Annotated in this window: 17 protein-coding genes; 11 read left to right on the top strand and 6 right to left on the bottom strand. The window is 65.2% G+C overall.

Annotated features, from left to right (window positions below; all coding sequences use genetic code 11):
* The coding region (locus VGM61_RS01390; protein ID WP_331520916.1) for a glutamate--cysteine ligase at positions 1-735 on the top strand (735 nt) is incomplete at its 5' end.
* A gap of 54 nt (positions 736-789) precedes the next feature.
* On the opposite strand, the gene VGM61_RS01395 is transcribed toward VGM61_RS01390, so the two are convergent.
* The 4 genes from VGM61_RS01395 to bioD form a co-directional block, all read right to left on the bottom strand.
* Positions 790-1,089: a carboxymuconolactone decarboxylase family protein gene (locus tag VGM61_RS01395; RefSeq protein ID WP_331520917.1), complete on the bottom strand. Its 300-nt coding sequence runs from the start codon at positions 1,087-1,089 to the stop codon at positions 790-792.
* A gap of 187 nt (positions 1,090-1,276) precedes the next feature.
* Positions 1,277-3,463 (bottom strand): peptidyl-dipeptidase Dcp, encoded by a 2,187-nt coding sequence (dcp, locus tag VGM61_RS01400; RefSeq protein WP_331520918.1) that lies wholly within the window; start codon positions 3,461-3,463, stop codon positions 1,277-1,279.
* An 84-nt stretch (positions 3,464-3,547) separates the two neighbouring features.
* Positions 3,548-3,892, bottom strand: coding sequence for a hypothetical protein (locus VGM61_RS01405; protein ID WP_331520919.1), 345 nt, complete (start codon positions 3,890-3,892; stop codon positions 3,548-3,550).
* Positions 3,889-4,581, bottom strand: coding sequence for a dethiobiotin synthase (gene bioD / locus VGM61_RS01410; protein ID WP_331520920.1), 693 nt, complete (start codon positions 4,579-4,581; stop codon positions 3,889-3,891). The genes VGM61_RS01405 and bioD overlap by 4 nt, the downstream gene beginning before the upstream one ends.
* 75 nt (positions 4,582-4,656) lie before the next feature.
* Between bioD and VGM61_RS01415 the strand changes: the two genes are divergently transcribed.
* Positions 4,657-5,148 carry a GAF domain-containing protein gene (locus VGM61_RS01415; protein WP_331520921.1) on the top strand — a complete coding sequence of 164 codons (492 nt, stop codon included), beginning with the start codon at positions 4,657-4,659 and terminating at the stop codon, positions 5,146-5,148.
* On the opposite strand, the gene yihA is transcribed toward VGM61_RS01415, so the two are convergent.
* Positions 5,145-5,789, bottom strand: a complete 645-nt coding sequence (gene yihA, locus VGM61_RS01420; RefSeq protein WP_331520922.1) for a ribosome biogenesis GTP-binding protein YihA/YsxC — start codon at positions 5,787-5,789, stop codon at positions 5,145-5,147. The two genes, VGM61_RS01415 and yihA, sit on opposite strands and share 4 nt — an antisense overlap.
* 144 nt (positions 5,790-5,933) lie before the next feature.
* On the opposite strand from yihA, the gene VGM61_RS01425 reads away from it, so the two are divergent.
* The 5 genes from VGM61_RS01425 (at position 5,934) to VGM61_RS01445 (ending at position 9,729) form a co-directional block, all read left to right on the top strand.
* Positions 5,934-6,809: a c-type cytochrome gene (locus tag VGM61_RS01425; RefSeq protein WP_331520923.1), complete on the top strand. Its 876-nt coding sequence runs from the start codon at positions 5,934-5,936 to the stop codon at positions 6,807-6,809.
* A 39-nt stretch (positions 6,810-6,848) separates the two neighbouring features.
* Positions 6,849-7,736 carry a thiol:disulfide interchange protein DsbA/DsbL gene (locus VGM61_RS01430; RefSeq protein WP_331520924.1) on the top strand — a complete coding sequence of 296 codons (888 nt, stop codon included), beginning with the start codon at positions 6,849-6,851 and terminating at the stop codon, positions 7,734-7,736.
* A gap of 32 nt (positions 7,737-7,768) precedes the next feature.
* The gene (locus VGM61_RS01435; RefSeq protein WP_331520925.1) at positions 7,769-8,407 is read left to right on the top strand and encodes a thiol:disulfide interchange protein DsbA/DsbL; all 639 of its coding nucleotides are present in this window, start codon (positions 7,769-7,771) and stop codon (positions 8,405-8,407) included.
* A gap of 86 nt (positions 8,408-8,493) precedes the next feature.
* A complete protein-coding gene (locus VGM61_RS01440; RefSeq protein WP_331520926.1) occupies positions 8,494-9,303 on the top strand; it encodes an endonuclease/exonuclease/phosphatase family protein in 810 nt (269 codons plus the stop codon).
* Between the two features lie 6 nt (positions 9,304-9,309).
* Complete coding sequence (locus tag VGM61_RS01445) at positions 9,310-9,729, top strand: hypothetical protein (protein WP_331520927.1); 420 nt, start codon at positions 9,310-9,312, stop codon at positions 9,727-9,729.
* On the opposite strand, the gene VGM61_RS01450 is transcribed toward VGM61_RS01445, so the two are convergent.
* The gene (locus VGM61_RS01450; RefSeq protein ID WP_331520928.1) at positions 9,616-11,235 is read right to left on the bottom strand and encodes a glycoside hydrolase family 17; all 1,620 of its coding nucleotides are present in this window, start codon (positions 11,233-11,235) and stop codon (positions 9,616-9,618) included. The two genes, VGM61_RS01445 and VGM61_RS01450, sit on opposite strands and share 114 nt — an antisense overlap.
* Positions 11,236-11,387: 152 nt before the next feature.
* Here VGM61_RS01450 and VGM61_RS01455 point away from each other — a divergent pair, with 152 nt between their 5' ends.
* Genes VGM61_RS01455 through VGM61_RS01470 form a run of 4 tightly spaced genes read left to right on the top strand, consistent with a single transcriptional unit; the run spans position 11,388 to position 16,647 of the window.
* The gene (locus VGM61_RS01455) at positions 11,388-13,460 is read left to right on the top strand and encodes a transglycosylase SLT domain-containing protein (protein ID WP_331520929.1); all 2,073 of its coding nucleotides are present in this window, start codon (positions 11,388-11,390) and stop codon (positions 13,458-13,460) included.
* Positions 13,461-13,471: 11 nt separating this feature from the next.
* Complete coding sequence (locus VGM61_RS01460) at positions 13,472-14,476, top strand: NAD(P)H-quinone oxidoreductase (protein ID WP_331520930.1); 1,005 nt, start codon at positions 13,472-13,474, stop codon at positions 14,474-14,476.
* Between the two features lie 9 nt (positions 14,477-14,485).
* Positions 14,486-15,421, top strand: a complete 936-nt coding sequence (locus VGM61_RS01465) for a complex I NDUFA9 subunit family protein (protein ID WP_331520931.1) — start codon at positions 14,486-14,488, stop codon at positions 15,419-15,421.
* The gene (locus VGM61_RS01470; protein ID WP_331520933.1) at positions 15,421-16,647 is read left to right on the top strand and encodes a multifunctional CCA addition/repair protein; all 1,227 of its coding nucleotides are present in this window, start codon (positions 15,421-15,423) and stop codon (positions 16,645-16,647) included. The genes VGM61_RS01465 and VGM61_RS01470 overlap by 1 nt, the downstream gene beginning before the upstream one ends.
* The last annotated feature ends 221 nt before the right edge of the window (positions 16,648-16,868 follow it).

Here is a 16,868-nt window from a genome sequence, read left to right on the forward strand (position 1 = left end):
GATTCACCCTTCACCGAAGGCAAGCCAAACGGTTTCCTGTCGTATCGCTCGCATGTGTGGACCGACACCGACGCCGACCGCACCGGCATGCTCGATTTCGTCTTCGAAGATGGCTTCAGTTACGAGCGCTATGTCGACTACATTCTCGACGTGCCGATGTACTTCAGTTACCGCGACGGCAAATACCTGGATCTCTCCGGCAAGAATTTCCGGCATTTCATGGACGGCAAGCTCGATGCATTGCCGGGTGTGCGTCCGACCATGAAAGACTGGGCCGACCACCTCACCACCGCTTTCCCGGAAGTGCGCCTGAAGCAGTATCTTGAAATGCGCGGCGCGGACGGCGGCCCGTGGGGTCGCTTGTGTGCGTTACCGGCATTCTGGGTGGGTCTGCTGTACGACGACACCGCACTGGACGCCGCGTGGGACCTGGTCAAGGATTTCTCCCGCGAAGAACGCCACGCCCTGCGCGACGGCGTGCCGAAGCAGGCACTGAAGCTGCCTTTCCGGGGCCGCACCGTGCGTGCCCTTGCCCTGGAAGCACTGAAGATCGCCGAACACGGATTGCAGCGCCGCGCCCGGGTGAATGGCCGGGGCGCGGATGAAAGCATGTTCCTTGCACCGCTCAATGAAGTGGCGTTGTCCAACCAGACGCCCGCCGAGCAGAAGCTCGAGCTGTTCCACGGTGCCTGGGGTGGCTCGGTGGATCCTGTCTTCGGCGAGTTTGCGTACTAGTCCGCTTGCCGGTGCGGCGGCCCGATCCTGCGATCCGGCCGCTGCTCAATCTCTCTAGAAGCAATGCGCGCCGTGAGTCACCGCACCACCGGCGCGGATCGCCGCGGCTACCAGCGTGGCTTCCGCCAGCATCGCATCGGTAGCGCCAGCATCACGCGCGGCCTTGGTGTGGAGCTCGATGCAGTAGGGGCACTGCGTGGTGAGCGCCACGCCGATCGCGATCAGCTGCTTGACCTGTCCTGACAGCGCGCCTTCGGCAAAAGCGGCCTTGTCGAACGCCCAGAAGGCCTTCATCGCTTCGGGGGCACCCTTGTCCAGGTGCTTCAAATTGTCCAGCTTCTTCATGTCGTGCATGGTGCGCAAGTCCTGTATGGATGAAAGGACCGGCGGCCCCTGCACGGCCGGCAACGAACGATGATAGGCGCTCGTCCGCGCGGCGAAACTAGGGCATTTCGAACTAGACCATTTCGCCGGGTGATGCACCACCCGCCATGACGCACCGGAACCCGGGGCGCCATGGCAAGCGATATCACCGGCGCGCTTACTTCTGCAAACCGCGGTTCTTCAGCATCGGCCCGATCGTCGGATCAGCGCCACGCCAGTCGCGGTAAAGCTTGCCCAGCTCCACGGTATTGCCACGCGAGAGCACCATGTCGCGGAAGCGCTGGCCGTTCTCGAGGGTCAGGCCACCCTTGTCGACGAAACCCTGGAAGGCGTCGTCGGCAAGCATCTGGGTCCAGAGGTACGCGTAGTAGCCGGCAGCGTACTCGCTGCCCCAGATGTGCTGGAAATAGCTGGAACGGTAACGCGGCGGCACCTGCGGGTTATCCATCCCGGTTTTTTTCAACGCCGCCATTTCGAAGGCATCAGCGTCCTGCTTCGGTGCGTCCGGGGAGATCGAATGCCACTGCATGTCCAGCAGCGCCGCACCGATGAGTTCGCTCATCGCGTAGCCCTGGTTGAAGTCACGCGCGTTCTTGATCTTCTGCACCAGTTCCGCCGGCATCGGCGCATGCGTCTGGTAGTGCCTGGCGTAATGGGCGAAGATCTTCGGATCGGTTGCCCAATGCTCATTGAACTGCGAGGGGAATTCGACGAAATCGCGCGGCGTGTTGGCGCCGGACAGGCTCGGGTACTGGGTGTTGGCGAAGATCCCGTGCAGGCCGTGCCCGAACTCATGGAACATGGTGACCACATCGTCGAAGCTGATCAGCGCAGGCTGGCCATCGGCCGGCTTGGTGAAGTTGCACACGTTGTAGATCACCGGCTTGTCGCCCAGCAGCTTCGACTGGTCGACGAAGTTGCTCATCCAGGCGCCGCCGTTCTTGTTATCGCGCTTGTAGTAGTCGGCGTAGAACAGCGCAAGCGACGTGCCGTCCTTGTCGAATACCTCGAAGACGCGCACGTCCGGCTGGTACACCGGGAGGTCCTTGCGTTCCTTGAAGGTGAGGCCGTACAGCTGGTTGGCGGCGTAGAACACGCCGTTCTGCAGCACGTTGTCCAGTTCGAAGTACGGCTTGATCTGCGATTCGTCCAGATCGTATTTGGCCTTGCGCACCTGTTCGGCGTAGAGGTTCCAGTCCCACGGCTGCAGCTTGAAACCACCGTGCTGCTTGTCGATCACCGCCTGGATGTCCTTGCCCTCGGCATGGGCGCGGGCGACCGCCGCGGGGGCAAGCTTCTCCATGAAACCCTCGGCGGCTTCCGGGGTCTTGGCCATCTGGTCGGTCAATTCCCAGGCGGCATAATTGGGGAAACCCAGGAGCTTGGCGCGCTGGGCGCGCAGCTGGGCGATGCGCACGATCATCTCGCGCGTGTCGTTGGCGTCGCCCTTCTCAGCGCGGTTCCACGAGGCCTTGAACAGCTTCTCGCGCGTGCCGCGGTCGGTGAGCGACTGCAGCAGTGGTTGCTGCGTGGTGTTCTGCAGGGTGAGCACCCATTTGCCGTCGAGCTTGCGATCCTTCGCCGCCTGGGCCGCAGCGGCGATGTCGGCATCGGAAAGGCCGGCCAGCTGTTTCCGGTCGTCCACCACCAGGGCGCCGTCTTTGGTGGCCGCGAGCAGCTTGTTGGTGAACTGCGTGGACAACGTGGACAGTTCGCCGTTGTACTTCTTCAGCTGGTCTTTCTGGTCGTCGTTGAGGTTCGCGCCGTTGTGCACGAAGTCATCGTGGTACCACTCCACCAGGCGCTTGTCTTCCGGCTGCAGGTTCAGCTTCTCGCGATCGTCGTAGACCTTCTTGATGCGGGCGAAGAGCTTGGGATTGAGGTAGATCGCATCCTGGTTCGCGGCAAGCTTCGGCGCTTCGTCTTCCTGGATCTTCTGCAATGTGTCGTTGGTGTTGGCGCCGGTCAGCGCATCGAACACGTGGTTCACCCGCGTCAGCAACGCGCCTGAGCGCTCCAGTGCCACGAAGGTGTTGTCGAAAGTGGGCTCCGCCGGCTGGTTGGCGATCTGCTCCACTTCCGACAGCTTCTGGCGCATGCCTTCCTCCATCGCCGGCTGGAAGTCCGAATCCTTGATCTTCGAGAAGTCCGGCGCGTGGAATGGCAGGGTGCTTTCCGTATAGAACGGGTTCGCCTGCGAAGCGGCCGAAGCCGTGGTCACGGCGGACGCGGGAGCGCTGTCTGCCGTACCGGGCGATGCCGGGACCGGGGCCTGGTCGGTGTGTGACGAGCAGGCGCCCAGGGCAAGCGAGGTGGCGATCACGAGATGGCGGATCCGGAGCATGGTGGGGTTCCTTTCAGGCAAGCCCCGGATCGTAGCGGGCGGCAAGGGCCCGCGCCATGGCACGAAGGCGCGGCAGGCCTTCGGTCAGGCCGCCTTTATGTCGCGCATCTGCCACGACGAGCCGATCAACCAGGTCAGTCGCTGCCTGACGATGCTCATCGGCAAGGTGGTGACCAGTTCGATCTCCGAGCGGCCGGTTTCCTTGCCCGTGGCCTGCGCCGAGGGGTCGGTGACGCCCAGCGAGGGATCGACATCATCAGGCTCCGCCTGCAGCGCTTTCCAGCGCTCGAACAGGGTGTCGCTGCGCATGGCCTCGGTGAGCGCCGCGGCCAGGGCTGCCGGTCCGATGCCTTCGAAGGCGAGCGAGGGTTCACGGCCCTTGGCCGCGGCAAGGTTGTCCACCGAGAGGTAATAGCGTTGTCTGCTCATGGGGTGTTGATAAGCCAGCGTTCGTGAATTTGTCGTGCTGCCACGCCCAGCGCCGGCGCCGCGGGTTGATCGTGGCCGAGAATGCCCAGGCACGGCACGGTGAGCAGGCGGTCAAGGGTGGCGATGTTGTCATCCACGGCCTCCATGTCCGGATCCACCCGGTTGCCGATCCAGCCCATCAACTCGCAGCCGTCGGCCACGATGGCCCGCACCGAAAGCTGGGCGTGGCTGATGCACCCCAGGCGCAGGCCTACTACCAGGATCACCGGCAGCTTCCACTGGCGCGGGATGTCAGACGCCTGCAGGCCGGGGCCCAGCGGCACCAGCCAGCCGCCCACGCCTTCCACCACGATAAGGTCGTGGCGGGTTCCCAGCCGATCAAAAGCGGCGCGAAGCGTGGACATGTCGATGTCCACCCCGGCACGGCTCGCGGCCACGTGTGGGGCCACGGCATCGGCCAGGGCGACCGGGTTTACATCACCGTAGGTTGGCCGAGGGCGGCTGGCTGCCTGCAGGGCCAGCGCATCATCGTTGCGCAGGCCCTCAGGCGTTGCCGCGCAACCGCTGGCCACGGGCTTCATCCCGGCCACGCTCGTGCCAAGGTCCGCCAGCGCGGCCACCAGGCCCGCTGCCACCCAGGTCTTGCCGATGCCGGTATCGGTACCGGCGATGAAAACCGCGCCTTTCATTCTTCCCGCCCTTGCATGCCCGTGCCGCTGCCGCCATAACGACGCGACAGGTACTTGAGGAAAGGCGGTCCCGCCATGTTCGAACACAAGCCCATCGACACCGCCGACAAGGCCGCCTTTTATGCGGAACTTGCCCAACAGGCCGGCGGACTGATGACCGGCGAGACCAACCTCATCGCCAACGCGGCCAACTTCGCCGCGCTGATGTTCAACGCCCTGCCGGACGTGAATTGGGCCGGATTCTACCTTTACGACGGTAAGGAACTGGTCGTCGGGCCCTTCCAGGGCAAGCCGGCCTGCATCCGCATCGCGCTGGGCCGCGGTGTATGCGGCGCGGCGGCGCAAACGCGCGAAACCCAATTGGTGAAAGACGTCAATGCCTTCGACGGCCACATTGCCTGCGACGCGGCATCGGCGTCGGAGATCGTGGTGCCGCTGCTACGCGCTGACGGCAGCCTGCTGGGCGTGTGGGATGTGGACAGCCCGACGGTAGCGCGCTTCGACGAAGCCGACCGCGCAGGCATGGAACTGGCCTGTGAGGCTTTCATGCGCGCCAACGGCGGTTAGTCGCGCGGGGACACCAGCAATTGCTGGACACGTGCGCGGGCTTCGTCGACGCCGGTTTTTTCAGATGACGAGAAAATCTGCGCGGTGGCGTTGTGCCAGCCCTCGCGGTTGTACTCGTTGCGCAAGGCCTGAAGGGCCGAGCCCGCCTGTCCACGGGAGATCTTGTCCGCCTTGGTCAGCAGCACATGGCAGGGCAGCCGTGTGCCGGCGCAGAAGCCCAGCATCATGCGGTCGAAGTCCTTCAGGGGGTGTCGGATGTCGACGATCAACACCAGGCCGCGCAGGCTCTCCCGCTGATGCAGGTAGAGGTCGATCTCGGCCTTCCAGTGTTCGCGAAGGTCTTCGGGCACCTTGGCGTAGCCGTAGCCGGGAAGATCGATCAGCCGGGCATCGAGCGGTTTGCCGGCCGTATCCACTTTGGGCGGCAGGCTGAAAACCACCAGTTGCTGGGTGCGTCCTGGCGTCTTTGATGTGCGGGCCAGGCCCTTGTGGGCGGTTAGCGCATTCAGGGCGCTGGACTTGCCGGCGTTGGAACGGCCGGCAAAGGCCACCTCCGCGCCGTGATCGGCCGGCATCTGGCCGATACGGTGGGCGGCGAGCACGAATTCAGCGCCCTGCAGGGGGTTGGGTATCGGGGGCATGGACAGGCCTTCGAGGGGGATGCCGCGGCTGGGCAGACGGTCAGTTTAATGTGGTTTGACTCAACTTCCGCCGCACGGGGATAATCCTCGGGTTTCGACGCGCGGTGCGCGCGGCGTGTTCAAGCTTCCCCTTGGAGAGAGAGTATGAGTTTTCGGCACGCCGTTGCCTTCGCCACCGTGCTCGTCATGAGCTCGGCAGCCGCCCAGCAGGCCGCCGCGCCGAAGGCCGCCCCGGCCGCCAGTGCCGCCAAGGCACCGGTGGGGGCCCAGCAAGCCGCTCCCGCCTCGGCCGCCAGCGCTTCGCAGCGCCCGACCACCCCGGGCGGTGACCAGCCCGGCGGCACCACGGCAGCCGAACCCGGTGCGCAGGCCGGCGGCCCCGTCGCCGCCCAGGCGCCGGCCGCGCCCACCGACGCTTCGCAGGCCGCCATCAAGCCCGGCGACGCCACCGCGGGCCAGGCCAAGGCCGCCGTGTGCGGCGCCTGCCACGGCATGGACGGCAATTCGACCGACGCCCAGTACCCGCGCCTGGCCGGCCAGGTAGAGTCCTACACCGCCCGCCAGCTCACCAACTTCAAGGGCGGCGCCCGTCAGAACCCGATCATGCTGGGCTTTGCCTCCGCGCTCTCCCCGCAGGACATGCACGACATTGGTGCCTATTTCGCCACCAAGCATTCCCTCCCGGGCGTTGCCGACCAGGCCCTGGTCGAGCGCGGCGCGCAGCTGTACCACGAGGGCGATACCACCAAGGGCGTGCCGGCCTGCATGGCCTGCCACGGCCCCGACGGCCATGGCAATCCGGGCGCGATCTACCCGCAACTTGCCGGCCAGCACGCCAACTACGTGCAGGCCACGCTGAAGTCCTGGCACGACGGCACCACCTGGGGTACCGACGCACACGCCAAGATCATGCCGTCGATCGCGCAGAAGCTCGACGAAAAGGACATCGCCGCGCTCGCCAGCTTCATCGAAGGCCTGCACACCAACGAGCCGACGTCCGCCGCACCCGTGGCGAACTAAGCCCAGTAGAACCCCCGAATAACAAGGAAGGAAATGACCATGCCCAAGCGCCTGTCGCTCGCGTGCGCTGCCCTGCTGATGCTCTCGGCCTGCAGTTCGAATAACGGCGACAGCGCCGCGCCGGCCACGCCGGCGCCGACGGCAGCGTCGACCGCCACGGCCGCACCCGCGGCCACCGCTCCCACACTGGCCCAGGCTGGCACTGCGGCAGCACCCGCCGCCGCTGGCACTACCGCAAGCACACCTGCTGCCGTCGATCCGTCCATCGCGGCGGACCGCGCCGAAGCCGCCGCCAAGTTCGTCGACGACGGCAGCTTCGTCGAGGGTAAGCAGTACCAGCGCATCGAGCCGGCGCAGCCCACCGTCACCAACACCGGCAAGATCGAAGTGGTGGAGGTGTTCTCCTACGGCTGCCCTGCCTGCAATGCCTTCCACGACTGGATGGACAAGCTGGCCGCCGCCATGCCCAAGGCCGCCACCGTGGTGTACCTGCCGGCATCGTTCGTGCCGCAGGAGAACTGGCCGGCGCTGCAGCGCGTGTACTACACCGCGCAGGCGCTGGGCGTGGATGCCAAAGGCCACGACGCCATGTACGACGCGGTGTGGAAGTCGGGCGAACTGGGCATGATGGACCTTCGCTCCGAGCGCCCCAAGCCGCAGGCCGCATGGCCCACGATTAACGATTTTGCCAAGTTCTATGCGCAATATGGTGCCAAGCCGGACGAGTTCGTCGCCACGGCCAATTCGTTCTCGATCAATACCAAGATGAAGCGCGCCGATGAACTGATCAAGGCATACGGGGTCGAAAGCACGCCGACCATCGTCGTCAATGGCAAGTACCGCTTCTCGCCGAAGGATGCCGGCAGCTACGAACAAACCATCAAGCTCACCCAGTTCCTGGTGGGCAAGGAAGCCGCCGGCAAGTAAACCCACCTGCCGGCCCGACGGAGAATCGCTTCATGAAGTTCAGGCATCTTGCATTCCTCGTGGCCGGCCTGGTGCTGACCACCGCATGCGCGGCCCAGACGGCCGACGGCCAGTGGCAGGAAGGCACCAACTACCAGAAGGTCGACACCCCGCAACGCGCCGGCAAAGATGGCAAGGTGGAGGTGGTGGAAGTGTTCTCTTACGGTTGTCCGCACTGCGGCCACTACGAAGCCGCCGCGGAGGATCTGCAAAAGCAGCTGCCGCCTGGTGTGGTGTTCCGCCTGGTGCCCGCCGCCTTCAATACCGCGTGGGAACCTTACGCCCGCGCCTTCTACGCCGCGCGCGAACTGGGCGTGCTCAAGCAGACCCATGCCGCCCTGTTCAAGGCGAAGTACGTCGACAACTACCCGATCAACTCCATCGACGAGATCGCCGATTTCTACGCCCGCAATGGCGTGGACAAGGCGAAGTTCCTTGCCGCGGCGAACTCCGCCGAGACTACCCGCCAGATGCAGGCCGACATGAAACTGATCCAGGGCTGGGGCGTCGATGCCACGCCGACGCTTGTGGTCAACGGCAAGTACCGCTCGGATAAGGTCAAGGATTACAACGAGCTCAACGCCATGACCTTGTGGCTGGCCAAGCGGGAACTGGCCGGCGCAGGGCACTGAAGCCGAAGGATGGCCCGCGCATGCCCTTGCGTTCACATGCGCGGCGCCATCCTCACGCGGCCCTAGGCCGGTAACCGTCCGTCGCGATGACATCCCCCGCACCTGTCCCCACCGAACAGCAAGCCCCAGGCCGCCGCCTGCGGCTGCTCAGCTGCAATATCCTGGCCGGGGCGAGCGTGCAGCGGTACACCGACTACGTCACGCGCAGTGTCAATGCCGTGCTGCCCGGCCGAAGCAAGATGGCCAACCTCGATGCGCTGGCCGAACTCCTTTCCGGTTTCGATGTGATCGGCCTGCAGGAGGCCGATGCAGGCTCGCTTCGCTCAGGATTCCTCAACCAGACGCGGTACCTGGCCGAAACCTCCGGCATGCCGTTCTGGTCGCACCAGCCCAACCGCGCCATGGCGCGCCTGGCGCATTCGGCCAATGGCCTTATCAGCCGGCTCGAACCCACCGAAGTGATCGACCACCCGCTGCCAAGCCGCATCCCCGGGCGCGGTGCGCTGCTGGCGCGTTTCGGCGCCGGGCGCGAGGCCCTGGTGGTGGTGGTGGCGCATCTGTCCTTGAGCCCGCGGGCGCGCGATGCCCAGTTGTCGTTCATCGGCGAGCTGTTATCCGATTCGCCACACGCCGTGCTGATGGGTGATCTCAACACCCCGTCCGACAGCACCGAGATGCGCCGGCTTTTTGCGCGCACTGCCCTGCAGCCGCCGGGCAGCGTGATGCCCACCTTCCCCAGCTGGAAGCCGCGGCGGGCACTGGACCATATCCTTACTTCATCGGACATCACGCTGGAGCGAAGCTGGACGCTGCCGCAGGCCTTCTCCGACCACCTGCCGCTTGCCGCCGAAATTATCGTGCCGGCCGAACTTGCCGCCACCGCCATCAGGATTTAAAGCCCCATGCCTATTCGCCGGATACTGCGCACGCTTACGCCGTGGCTGCTGATCCTTGCCGCCGGTGGCCTGGCCGCGGTGGTGCGGTTCCTTTTCATCGAACCTGCGGCCATCGGCGAGACCTGCGAAGCCCAGGCCGCGCTGTGGTGGTGTTCGCTACGGTTGCTTCTGGTGAAAGGCTTCATCTTCCATCAGCTCTATGGATGGGTGGCCTTTGCCGTAGCGATCGCCTCCATGACGATGCGACGCCCATGGCTGGCCGTGCTCGCCGCGGCGCTCGGTATATACGCGATGGTGCTGTATTGCGTGGAGCTAGGCGCGTTCGCCCTGCTGGTGGGCATCCTGCGCGAGGTGCGCCTTCGCGCGGGCGGTTCGCCATTCGACAAAAACGGCCACGGCCAGCAGCACGTTCACGCCACCCCATAGCCACGCGGTAGCGTTCACCCCGCCCTGCTGGAATACCACTACCAGGCCCAGCACCGGCAACAAGGCGGCCATCAGGCGTTCCTCGAGCATCGGCACGGTGGCGGAAGTGCGAAGGAGTGCCAGCAAGGCAAAGCCCACCGCCGGCAGGATGAACAGCGCCACCGGGAAATCGCGATAGCGCCCATCGAAGACCAGCAGCAAACCGTACAGCGACAGCATGAACAGCCACGCGAAGCGCTGGTACTTGAATGAGGGCACGGGGTCGCGGCTTTCACCGATGCACCGGGCAATGGCCCGCGTGATGCACACGGCGGTAAACAGGCCGAAGGCGGCGAACAAAACGCCGGCCGTCCATTCCAGTTCATTCTGGCAAGCCACCCACAACAAGCGTCCATGGGCTGCCAGCGCACCGCCGGTGGCGATACCCGCCAGCGCCGAGATACCGAAGGCCGCCGCGCGGCGACGCACACGCCACCAGCCGCCAGTGGCCAGCATCAGCAATGCGCCTGCCCCGGCCGACAACCATCCGCCCCACCAGTGTTCAACTTCCACCACCGGTCCCTGCATGGGGAACTTCGGTTTGTCGTCGACGGTAAAAATGCCCCAGTAGCCGCCCGGCGTGCCTTCCTGTTTACGCTTCCACGGCTGGTCGAAGGTCTCGATCAGGTTGTAGGGCATATTGACGGTGGCGGCATAATTGAGGAACTCGCGGATGTAGCGCGCTTCGTTCACCAGCGATGCCGACGCCTTGCGGCGCGGGAATCCGGCGCTGGGCCAACCGGTCTCCCCGATCATCACCTGTTTGCCGGGGAAGGTGTTCTTCACCCGCTGATACACCTGTCCCACGTGTTCGATGGCCTCTTCCGGTGGCACCGGATCGTCCTCCCAGTAGGGAAGGATGTGCACGGTGATGTACGACACGTGCGACGCCAGGGCCGGATGCGCCAGCCAGAACTCCCAGACGTCCGCATAGGTCACCGGCACCGGCGTGGCGCTGCGCACGCGATCGATATAAGCGGCAAGGGCTTTTTCGCTCTGCTCGCCGCGCAGCAGTACTTCGTTGCCCACCACGATGCCGCGAAGCGTGTCCTGGTATTTCTTCGCCGTCTCGATGGCGAGCTTGATCTCGCTTTCGTTGGAGATCAGGTCGCGGCCGATCCACACGCCCATGATCACTTTCATGCCGTGGCGGGCGGCGATTTCCGGCACCGCGGCCAGCCCCTGGGCCATGGCATAGGTGCGCACGCAGTCGAACCGCGTGGACAAGGCCTTCAGGTCGGCATCGATACGCTCAGGGGTGACCATCGCGCCAGGATTGGTCGGAGATTCTCCCGGGAGCCGGAAAGGTGCATAGGACACGCAGGAGATGCGTGAGCTCACGGCATCGGGAAGATCCACCGGACGGCCCTTGGCCCACCAGAACGCCACGATGCCGCAGGCACACAGCAGCAGCACGGCCCAGGTGATGGCGCGCACGGCGCGTGGGGGAAACTGCGGATCCGTCATGCGTATGCCAGGGCCGGTAAAACCAGAATGGTAGCGGCCCGGGCGTCCGGGCGCGATGCACTACAATTGCGGGACACTGGAGAAATTAAAAAGTGCGAGGAGAGCGGATGCACCCGGCCACGTCGGTTCCACGTCCCCCGGTGTTTGCCCGTATGGCGCATCGCGCCGCGTTCGTGGTGGCCCTGCTGCTGCCGCTGGCGGTGCATGCCGACACTATCGACGGACAGCGCCAGCAATTCCGGCAGGCCTATCTCACGGCCCGCCAGGGCGGCGACGCCTGGCGCGCGCAGGCCACGGGGCTGGAGAGTTACCCGATCTACCCCTACCTGGAGGCCGCCGCCCTCACCCACGACATGCACCAGCTCGATGCCGGGCGCGTGCAGTCCTACCTGGATCGCTATCCGGATTTCATCCCCGCTGCGGATCTTCGCCGGGATTTCCTGCTGGAACTGGCACGCCGGCAAGACTGGAACACCTTCGCCGCGATGTACCGGCCCGGGCTGGGTGACGCGCTCACCTGCGACGCCCTGCTCGGGCGCCTCTCCCGTGGCGAAAAACTCGACTTCCAGAAAGACCTTGCCAGCCTGTGGAACAAGCCCTCATTGCCGTCGGCATGCAACGGCGTGCTTATCGCCGCGCACGATCAGGGCCTCTTGACCAGCGAACGCCTGTGGGCACGGATCCAGGCCGCGGCCGATGCCGGGCAACCGAACAGCATCGGTCTGATGGCAGGTTGGCTGACCCCGGCAGACACGGCCGAGGCGAATGCGATGGCACTGGCGCTGCGCGACCCGGGCAGCGCCGCGTCCGCCGCCTCGGGCTGGCCGGTGACGCCTCGCTACCAGCAAGCCGCCGCCACCGCTGTACAACGCCTGGCGCGCCGGCAATCGGGGCAGGCCGATGCGGCCTGGCAAACCCTGCAGCCACGCTTTGCATTCAGCGAACAGCAGCGCGGCGCCGTGCTCAATGCGCTGGCGCTGTACCACGCCACCGATTTCGACGAACAGGCTCTCGAACGCCTCGCCGCCCTCCCCCCCGGCGCACAGAGCGACAGCACCCGCGAGTGGCGCGTGCGAGTAGCGCTGTCTCGTCAGGACTGGTCCGCGGCACTGGCGGCGCTGGACGCGCTGAGCACCACGCAGAAAGAGGATGGCGAATGGCGGTATTACCGCGCACGCGTGCTTGAAGCGCTCAATCGCCATGACGAAGCTCAATCGATCTGGCGCAAGCTGGCGCAGGAACCGACGTTCTTCGGTTTTCTTTCCGCCGATCGCGTCGGCGCATCGTATGCCATCTGTCCGTTGCAGCTTGCCACCGACACTGCTCGCGAAGACGCGTTGATGGCCCAGCCGGGCCTGCGTCGCGCGTTTGAACTGTATGCCGTGGGCATGCAGAGGGAAGGCCGGCGCGAATGGACGAAGGCACTGGCAGGCAATGATGTGCAAACCCTGCGACTGGCAGCGGACCTTGCCTACCGAAATGGCTGGTACGACCGCGCAGTGTTCGGCTTGAGTTCCGGCGACGCGTTGCGCTTATACGAACAGCGTTTCCCGCTGGCCAGCCAGGATGGCGTGGTGTCCCAATCCCAGCAGGCCGGCGTCGAGCCTGCATGGGCCTACGGCATCATCCGCGCCGAGAGCGCATGGATGTCCGATGCCCGTTCAGGCGCCGATGCACGCGGCCTGATGCAGCTGTTGCCAGGCACGGCGTCCATCGTGGCCAGCAAGAACGGCCTGCCCTGGGCCGGTGGTGAAAGCCTGTATGACGGCCCGACCAACATCCAGCTGGGCACGCGGTATCTCGCGCAGATGGCTGCGCGCTACAACGGTGCGCCGTGGCTGGCCAGCGCCGCCTACAACGCGGGGCCGAACAAGGTAGACCAATGGCTGGGCCAGCGCGGCTCGCTGCCGCCGGATCTCTTCATCGCCAGCATCCCGTACAAGGAAACCCGCGAATACGTCGCCCGCGTGATGGCGTTTTCGGTGATCTACGACTGGCGCCTCAACGGCAGCCGCGTGGTATCGATGCAAACACGCATCACGCCGATCGGCAGCACCTACGCATTGCCCACCGACGGCAGTGCGCACAAGGAAGTGGCATGCCCGGTGGTGGCAGTGCCCGCGCGTACGGCCTCCGCCATGCCCGCGCCCGCAGCGTCGACGGCGCCCGCGTCCAGCACGTCCACGTCGGACGTTCCGGCCTCGGTCAAAGACCGCGGCACATGATAGCTACCGAGATGACCGCCGTTGCCATCACGCGTCCGGGTGGGCCGGAGGTATTGGTGGCCGGGCCACAGCCCATGCCGTCGCCCGGCGAGGGAGAGGTGCTGGTCCGTGTAGCCGCGGCTGGTGTGAACCGCGCCGACACCGGGCAGCGTGCGGGCACCTATCCGCCGCCGCCCGGCGCCTCGCCCTTGCCCGGGCTGGAAGTTTCAGGCGTGGTGGTGGCGTTGGGCGCGGGCGTCACCCGGCTGCGCGAAGGCGATGCCGTTTGCGCGCTGGTGAACGGCGGCGGCTATGCCCACTACGTGGCCGTGCCTGCAGCCCAATGCCTGCCGGTTCCGAAGGGCCTGGACTGGATTGAAGCCGCGGCGCTGCCCGAGGCCTGCTTCACGGTATGGACCAATGTGTTCGATCGAGCGCGCCTGGCCAGTGGGGAAACCCTGCTGGTGCACGGCGGCAGCAGCGGCATCGGCACCACGGCGATTCCGCTGGCCCGGGCCCTGGGCTCCAAGGTGTTTGCCACCGCTGGAAGCGCCGCCAAGGTCGAGGCCTGCGAGCGACTGGGCGCGGCGCGCGGCATCCAGTACCGCGAGGAAGATTTCGTCGACGTAGTGAAGCGCTTGACCGATGGCCGCGGCGTCGACGTGATCCTGGACATGGTCGGTGGCTCGTACCTGCCGCGCAATATCGATGCCCTCGCCCTGGACGGCCGGCTGGTGATGATCGCCGCACCCGGTGGTCGTGAGGGCACCCTGGAGATGGGCAAGGTGATAATGCGCCGACTCACCATCACCGGTTCTGGCCTGCGTGCCTTGTCCGCCGAAGCCAAGGCGCACATCGCGAGGGCCTTGCGCGATAAAGTCTGGCCGTTGATCGCGTCCGGTCAATTCCGGCCGACGATACATGCCACCTTCCCGCTCGAGCGCGCCGCCGATGCACACCGGACGATGGAAGAAGGCTCGCATATCGGCAAGATCATGCTTGAAGTGGATATTTCGCAGCCGTTGCACACAACCTAAGGCCACGCCATGAGCCAATCGATCGTGATCCTGGGCGGTACCGGTTTCGTCGGCAGCCACCTCGTACCCCGCCTGGTACGTTCCGGCCATCAGGTAACCCTGCTTTCCCGTAACCGGGAAATGCGTCGCGACAGTGGCGTGATCCCGGATGTGCACGTACGTACGACCGATGTTTACGACCGCCGCGCACTGGAGCAGCACTTCGCCAGCGCCGACACGGTGATCAACCTGGTCGGCATCCTTACACCGCGCGGGCGCGACACCTTCCAGCGCGTGCATGTGGATCTGACAGCTTCGGTGATCGATGCCTGCCGCCATGCCGGTGTGCGCCATTTGCACCAGATGAGTTCGCTCAAGGCCGGCCAGGGTGAATCGCAGTACCTGAAAAGCCGTGGTGCCGCGGAGGCGCTGGTGAAGGCTTCGGGGCTGGATTGGACCATCTACGAGCCTTCGGTAATCTTCGGCCGGGGAGATGGATTGGTAACGCGTTTCGCCAAACTGCTTCGGCTTGCGCCCGTGCTTCCGCTGGCACGCCCTCACGCGAAGATGGCGCCGGTGTTTGTCGGCGACGTGGCCGAGGCGATCACGCGGTGCATGGACAACCGGGACATATCCACAGCGCGTGTGTTCGAGTTGTACGGACCGGAAGTGCTGGAGCTGCAGCAGATCGTGAAGAAGATCCGCGATGTCGCCGGCTACAAGCGCGCCGTGCTGGGCTTGCCCGATTCTCTGGGGCGACTGCAGGCGCAGGTAGCGCAGCTGGTGCCGGGAAAGCCCTTCACCGTCGATAATTTCCTTTCGCTGAAAACAGACTCGGTCGGCAAGGTCGACGGCCTGGCCGCGCTGGGCATCAACTCCGCCGCGTTCACCCCGTTCCTGCCGATCCTTCTGGAAAAGAACGTGCGCCAGCGCCGGCTGGACAACGCGCGGGGCATGCGCCGCTGATGCGCATCTATCTTGTCGGCGGTGCTGTCCGTGATCGCCTGCTGGGGCGGGACAAGGCCGACCGCGACTACGTCGTGGTGGGCGCCACACCCGAAGAGATGGTGGCCAAGGGGTACCGCCCCGTCGGCAAGGATTTCCCGGTATTCCTGCATGGGGAAAGCCACGAGGAATATGCCCTGGCCCGCACCGAGCGAAAGACCGGCCGCGGCTACCAGGGCTTCACGATGCACGCGGACCCATCGGTAACGCTCGAAGAAGACCTTCGCCGGCGTGACCTCACCATCAATGCCATCGCCGAAGATGATCACGGTCAGTTGGTGGATCCGTATGGTGGCGTGCGTGACATCGAACAGCGCGTGCTGCGCCATGTAAGCGAAGCCTTTGTCGAAGACCCTGTGCGCCTGCTGCGCGTTGCGCGCTTCGCTGCGCGTTTTGCACCGATGGGCTTTACCGTGGCGCCGGAGACCATGTCGCTGATGCGCGAAATGGTGACCAATGGCGAAGTGGATCATCTGGTTCCGGAGCGAGTGTGGCAGGAAATGAAGCGTGCCCTGGGCGAGCCGGCGTCGCAGGCTTTCGTGCAGGTGCTGCGCGAGGCCGGCGCGCTGGCGCGCATCCTGCCCGAAGTGGATGCGTTGTATGGTGTGCCGCAGCGTGCCGAATACCACCCTGAAGTGGATAGCGGCATCCACACCGAGATGGTGCTGGCCATGGCGGCTCGACTGGCACTCGGCGACAGCCTGATCGGCTTTGCCGCGTTGACGCACGATTTAGGCAAGGCCCTGACACCCGCGGAAGAACTGCCGCGCCATGTGATGCACGAACAGCGCGGCAAGGCGCCGCTGCTGGCGCTATGCGAGCGGCTGAAAGTGCCCGTGGAGTATCGCGAACTGGCGGTGGCTGTATGCCGTGAACACCTGAACGTCCACCGGATCGACGAGTTGAAGGACTCAACCGTGTACGAGGTGATCCAGCGCTGCGATGGCTTCCGCCGGCCCGAGCGCATCGGCATGGTGGCGACGGCATGTGAGTGCGATGCGCGCGGGCGCTTGGGGATGGAAGAGAACGCCTATCCACAGGCCGGGGCATTGCGGAAAGTCTTCGAGGCGGCGCGGACGGTTAGTACGAAAGGCCTCGACCTTGAAGGAAAGACGGGGCTTGAGGTGGGCGAGATGTTGAAGAAGGCGCGGATCGCGGCTATCAAACAAGCCAGGGCGAGCGACTGATTCGGTAAGCGGGCGTCGTTTCGTCAGGCACATCCCTCGATCGAAACTTGAGCTTGCTTCCATCGAAATTTCTTCGCAACTTTGCGACCGTTACGATGGAACTGCCTGATAGCTTCGAGGAACATAGTCGCGTTGTCAGTACATCGGCAACCGGGAGTGAGACCCCGTTGTTCCTGATCGAGTGCCGCAGGCGATCCCTGCGGCACTCGGGGTCCGTCGTT

The organism is Pinirhizobacter sp., from assembly GCF_036499745.1.
Classification (GTDB): domain Bacteria; phylum Pseudomonadota; class Gammaproteobacteria; order Xanthomonadales; family Rhodanobacteraceae; genus Pinirhizobacter.

Coding starts and splice junctions, on each gene's coding strand:
- VGM61_RS01395 (WP_331520917.1), bottom strand. CDS start 1,089: ATGCACGACATGAAGAAGCTGGACAATTTGAAGCACCTGGACAAGGGT.
- dcp (WP_331520918.1), bottom strand. CDS start 3,463: ATGCTCCGGATCCGCCATCTCGTGATCGCCACCTCGCTTGCCCTGGGC.
- VGM61_RS01405 (WP_331520919.1), bottom strand. CDS start 3,892: ATGAGCAGACAACGCTATTACCTCTCGGTGGACAACCTTGCCGCGGCC.
- bioD (WP_331520920.1), bottom strand. CDS start 4,581: ATGAAAGGCGCGGTTTTCATCGCCGGTACCGATACCGGCATCGGCAAG.
- VGM61_RS01415 (WP_331520921.1), top strand. CDS start 4,657: ATGTTCGAACACAAGCCCATCGACACCGCCGACAAGGCCGCCTTTTAT.
- yihA (WP_331520922.1), bottom strand. CDS start 5,789: ATGCCCCCGATACCCAACCCCCTGCAGGGCGCTGAATTCGTGCTCGCC.
- VGM61_RS01425 (WP_331520923.1), top strand. CDS start 5,934: ATGAGTTTTCGGCACGCCGTTGCCTTCGCCACCGTGCTCGTCATGAGC.
- VGM61_RS01430 (WP_331520924.1), top strand. CDS start 6,849: ATGCCCAAGCGCCTGTCGCTCGCGTGCGCTGCCCTGCTGATGCTCTCG.
- VGM61_RS01435 (WP_331520925.1), top strand. CDS start 7,769: ATGAAGTTCAGGCATCTTGCATTCCTCGTGGCCGGCCTGGTGCTGACC.
- VGM61_RS01440 (WP_331520926.1), top strand. CDS start 8,494: ATGACATCCCCCGCACCTGTCCCCACCGAACAGCAAGCCCCAGGCCGC.
- VGM61_RS01445 (WP_331520927.1), top strand. CDS start 9,310: ATGCCTATTCGCCGGATACTGCGCACGCTTACGCCGTGGCTGCTGATC.
- VGM61_RS01450 (WP_331520928.1), bottom strand. CDS start 11,235: ATGACGGATCCGCAGTTTCCCCCACGCGCCGTGCGCGCCATCACCTGG.
- VGM61_RS01455 (WP_331520929.1), top strand. CDS start 11,388: ATGGCGCATCGCGCCGCGTTCGTGGTGGCCCTGCTGCTGCCGCTGGCG.
- VGM61_RS01460 (WP_331520930.1), top strand. CDS start 13,472: ATGACCGCCGTTGCCATCACGCGTCCGGGTGGGCCGGAGGTATTGGTG.
- VGM61_RS01465 (WP_331520931.1), top strand. CDS start 14,486: ATGAGCCAATCGATCGTGATCCTGGGCGGTACCGGTTTCGTCGGCAGC.
- VGM61_RS01470 (WP_331520933.1), top strand. CDS start 15,421: ATGCGCATCTATCTTGTCGGCGGTGCTGTCCGTGATCGCCTGCTGGGG.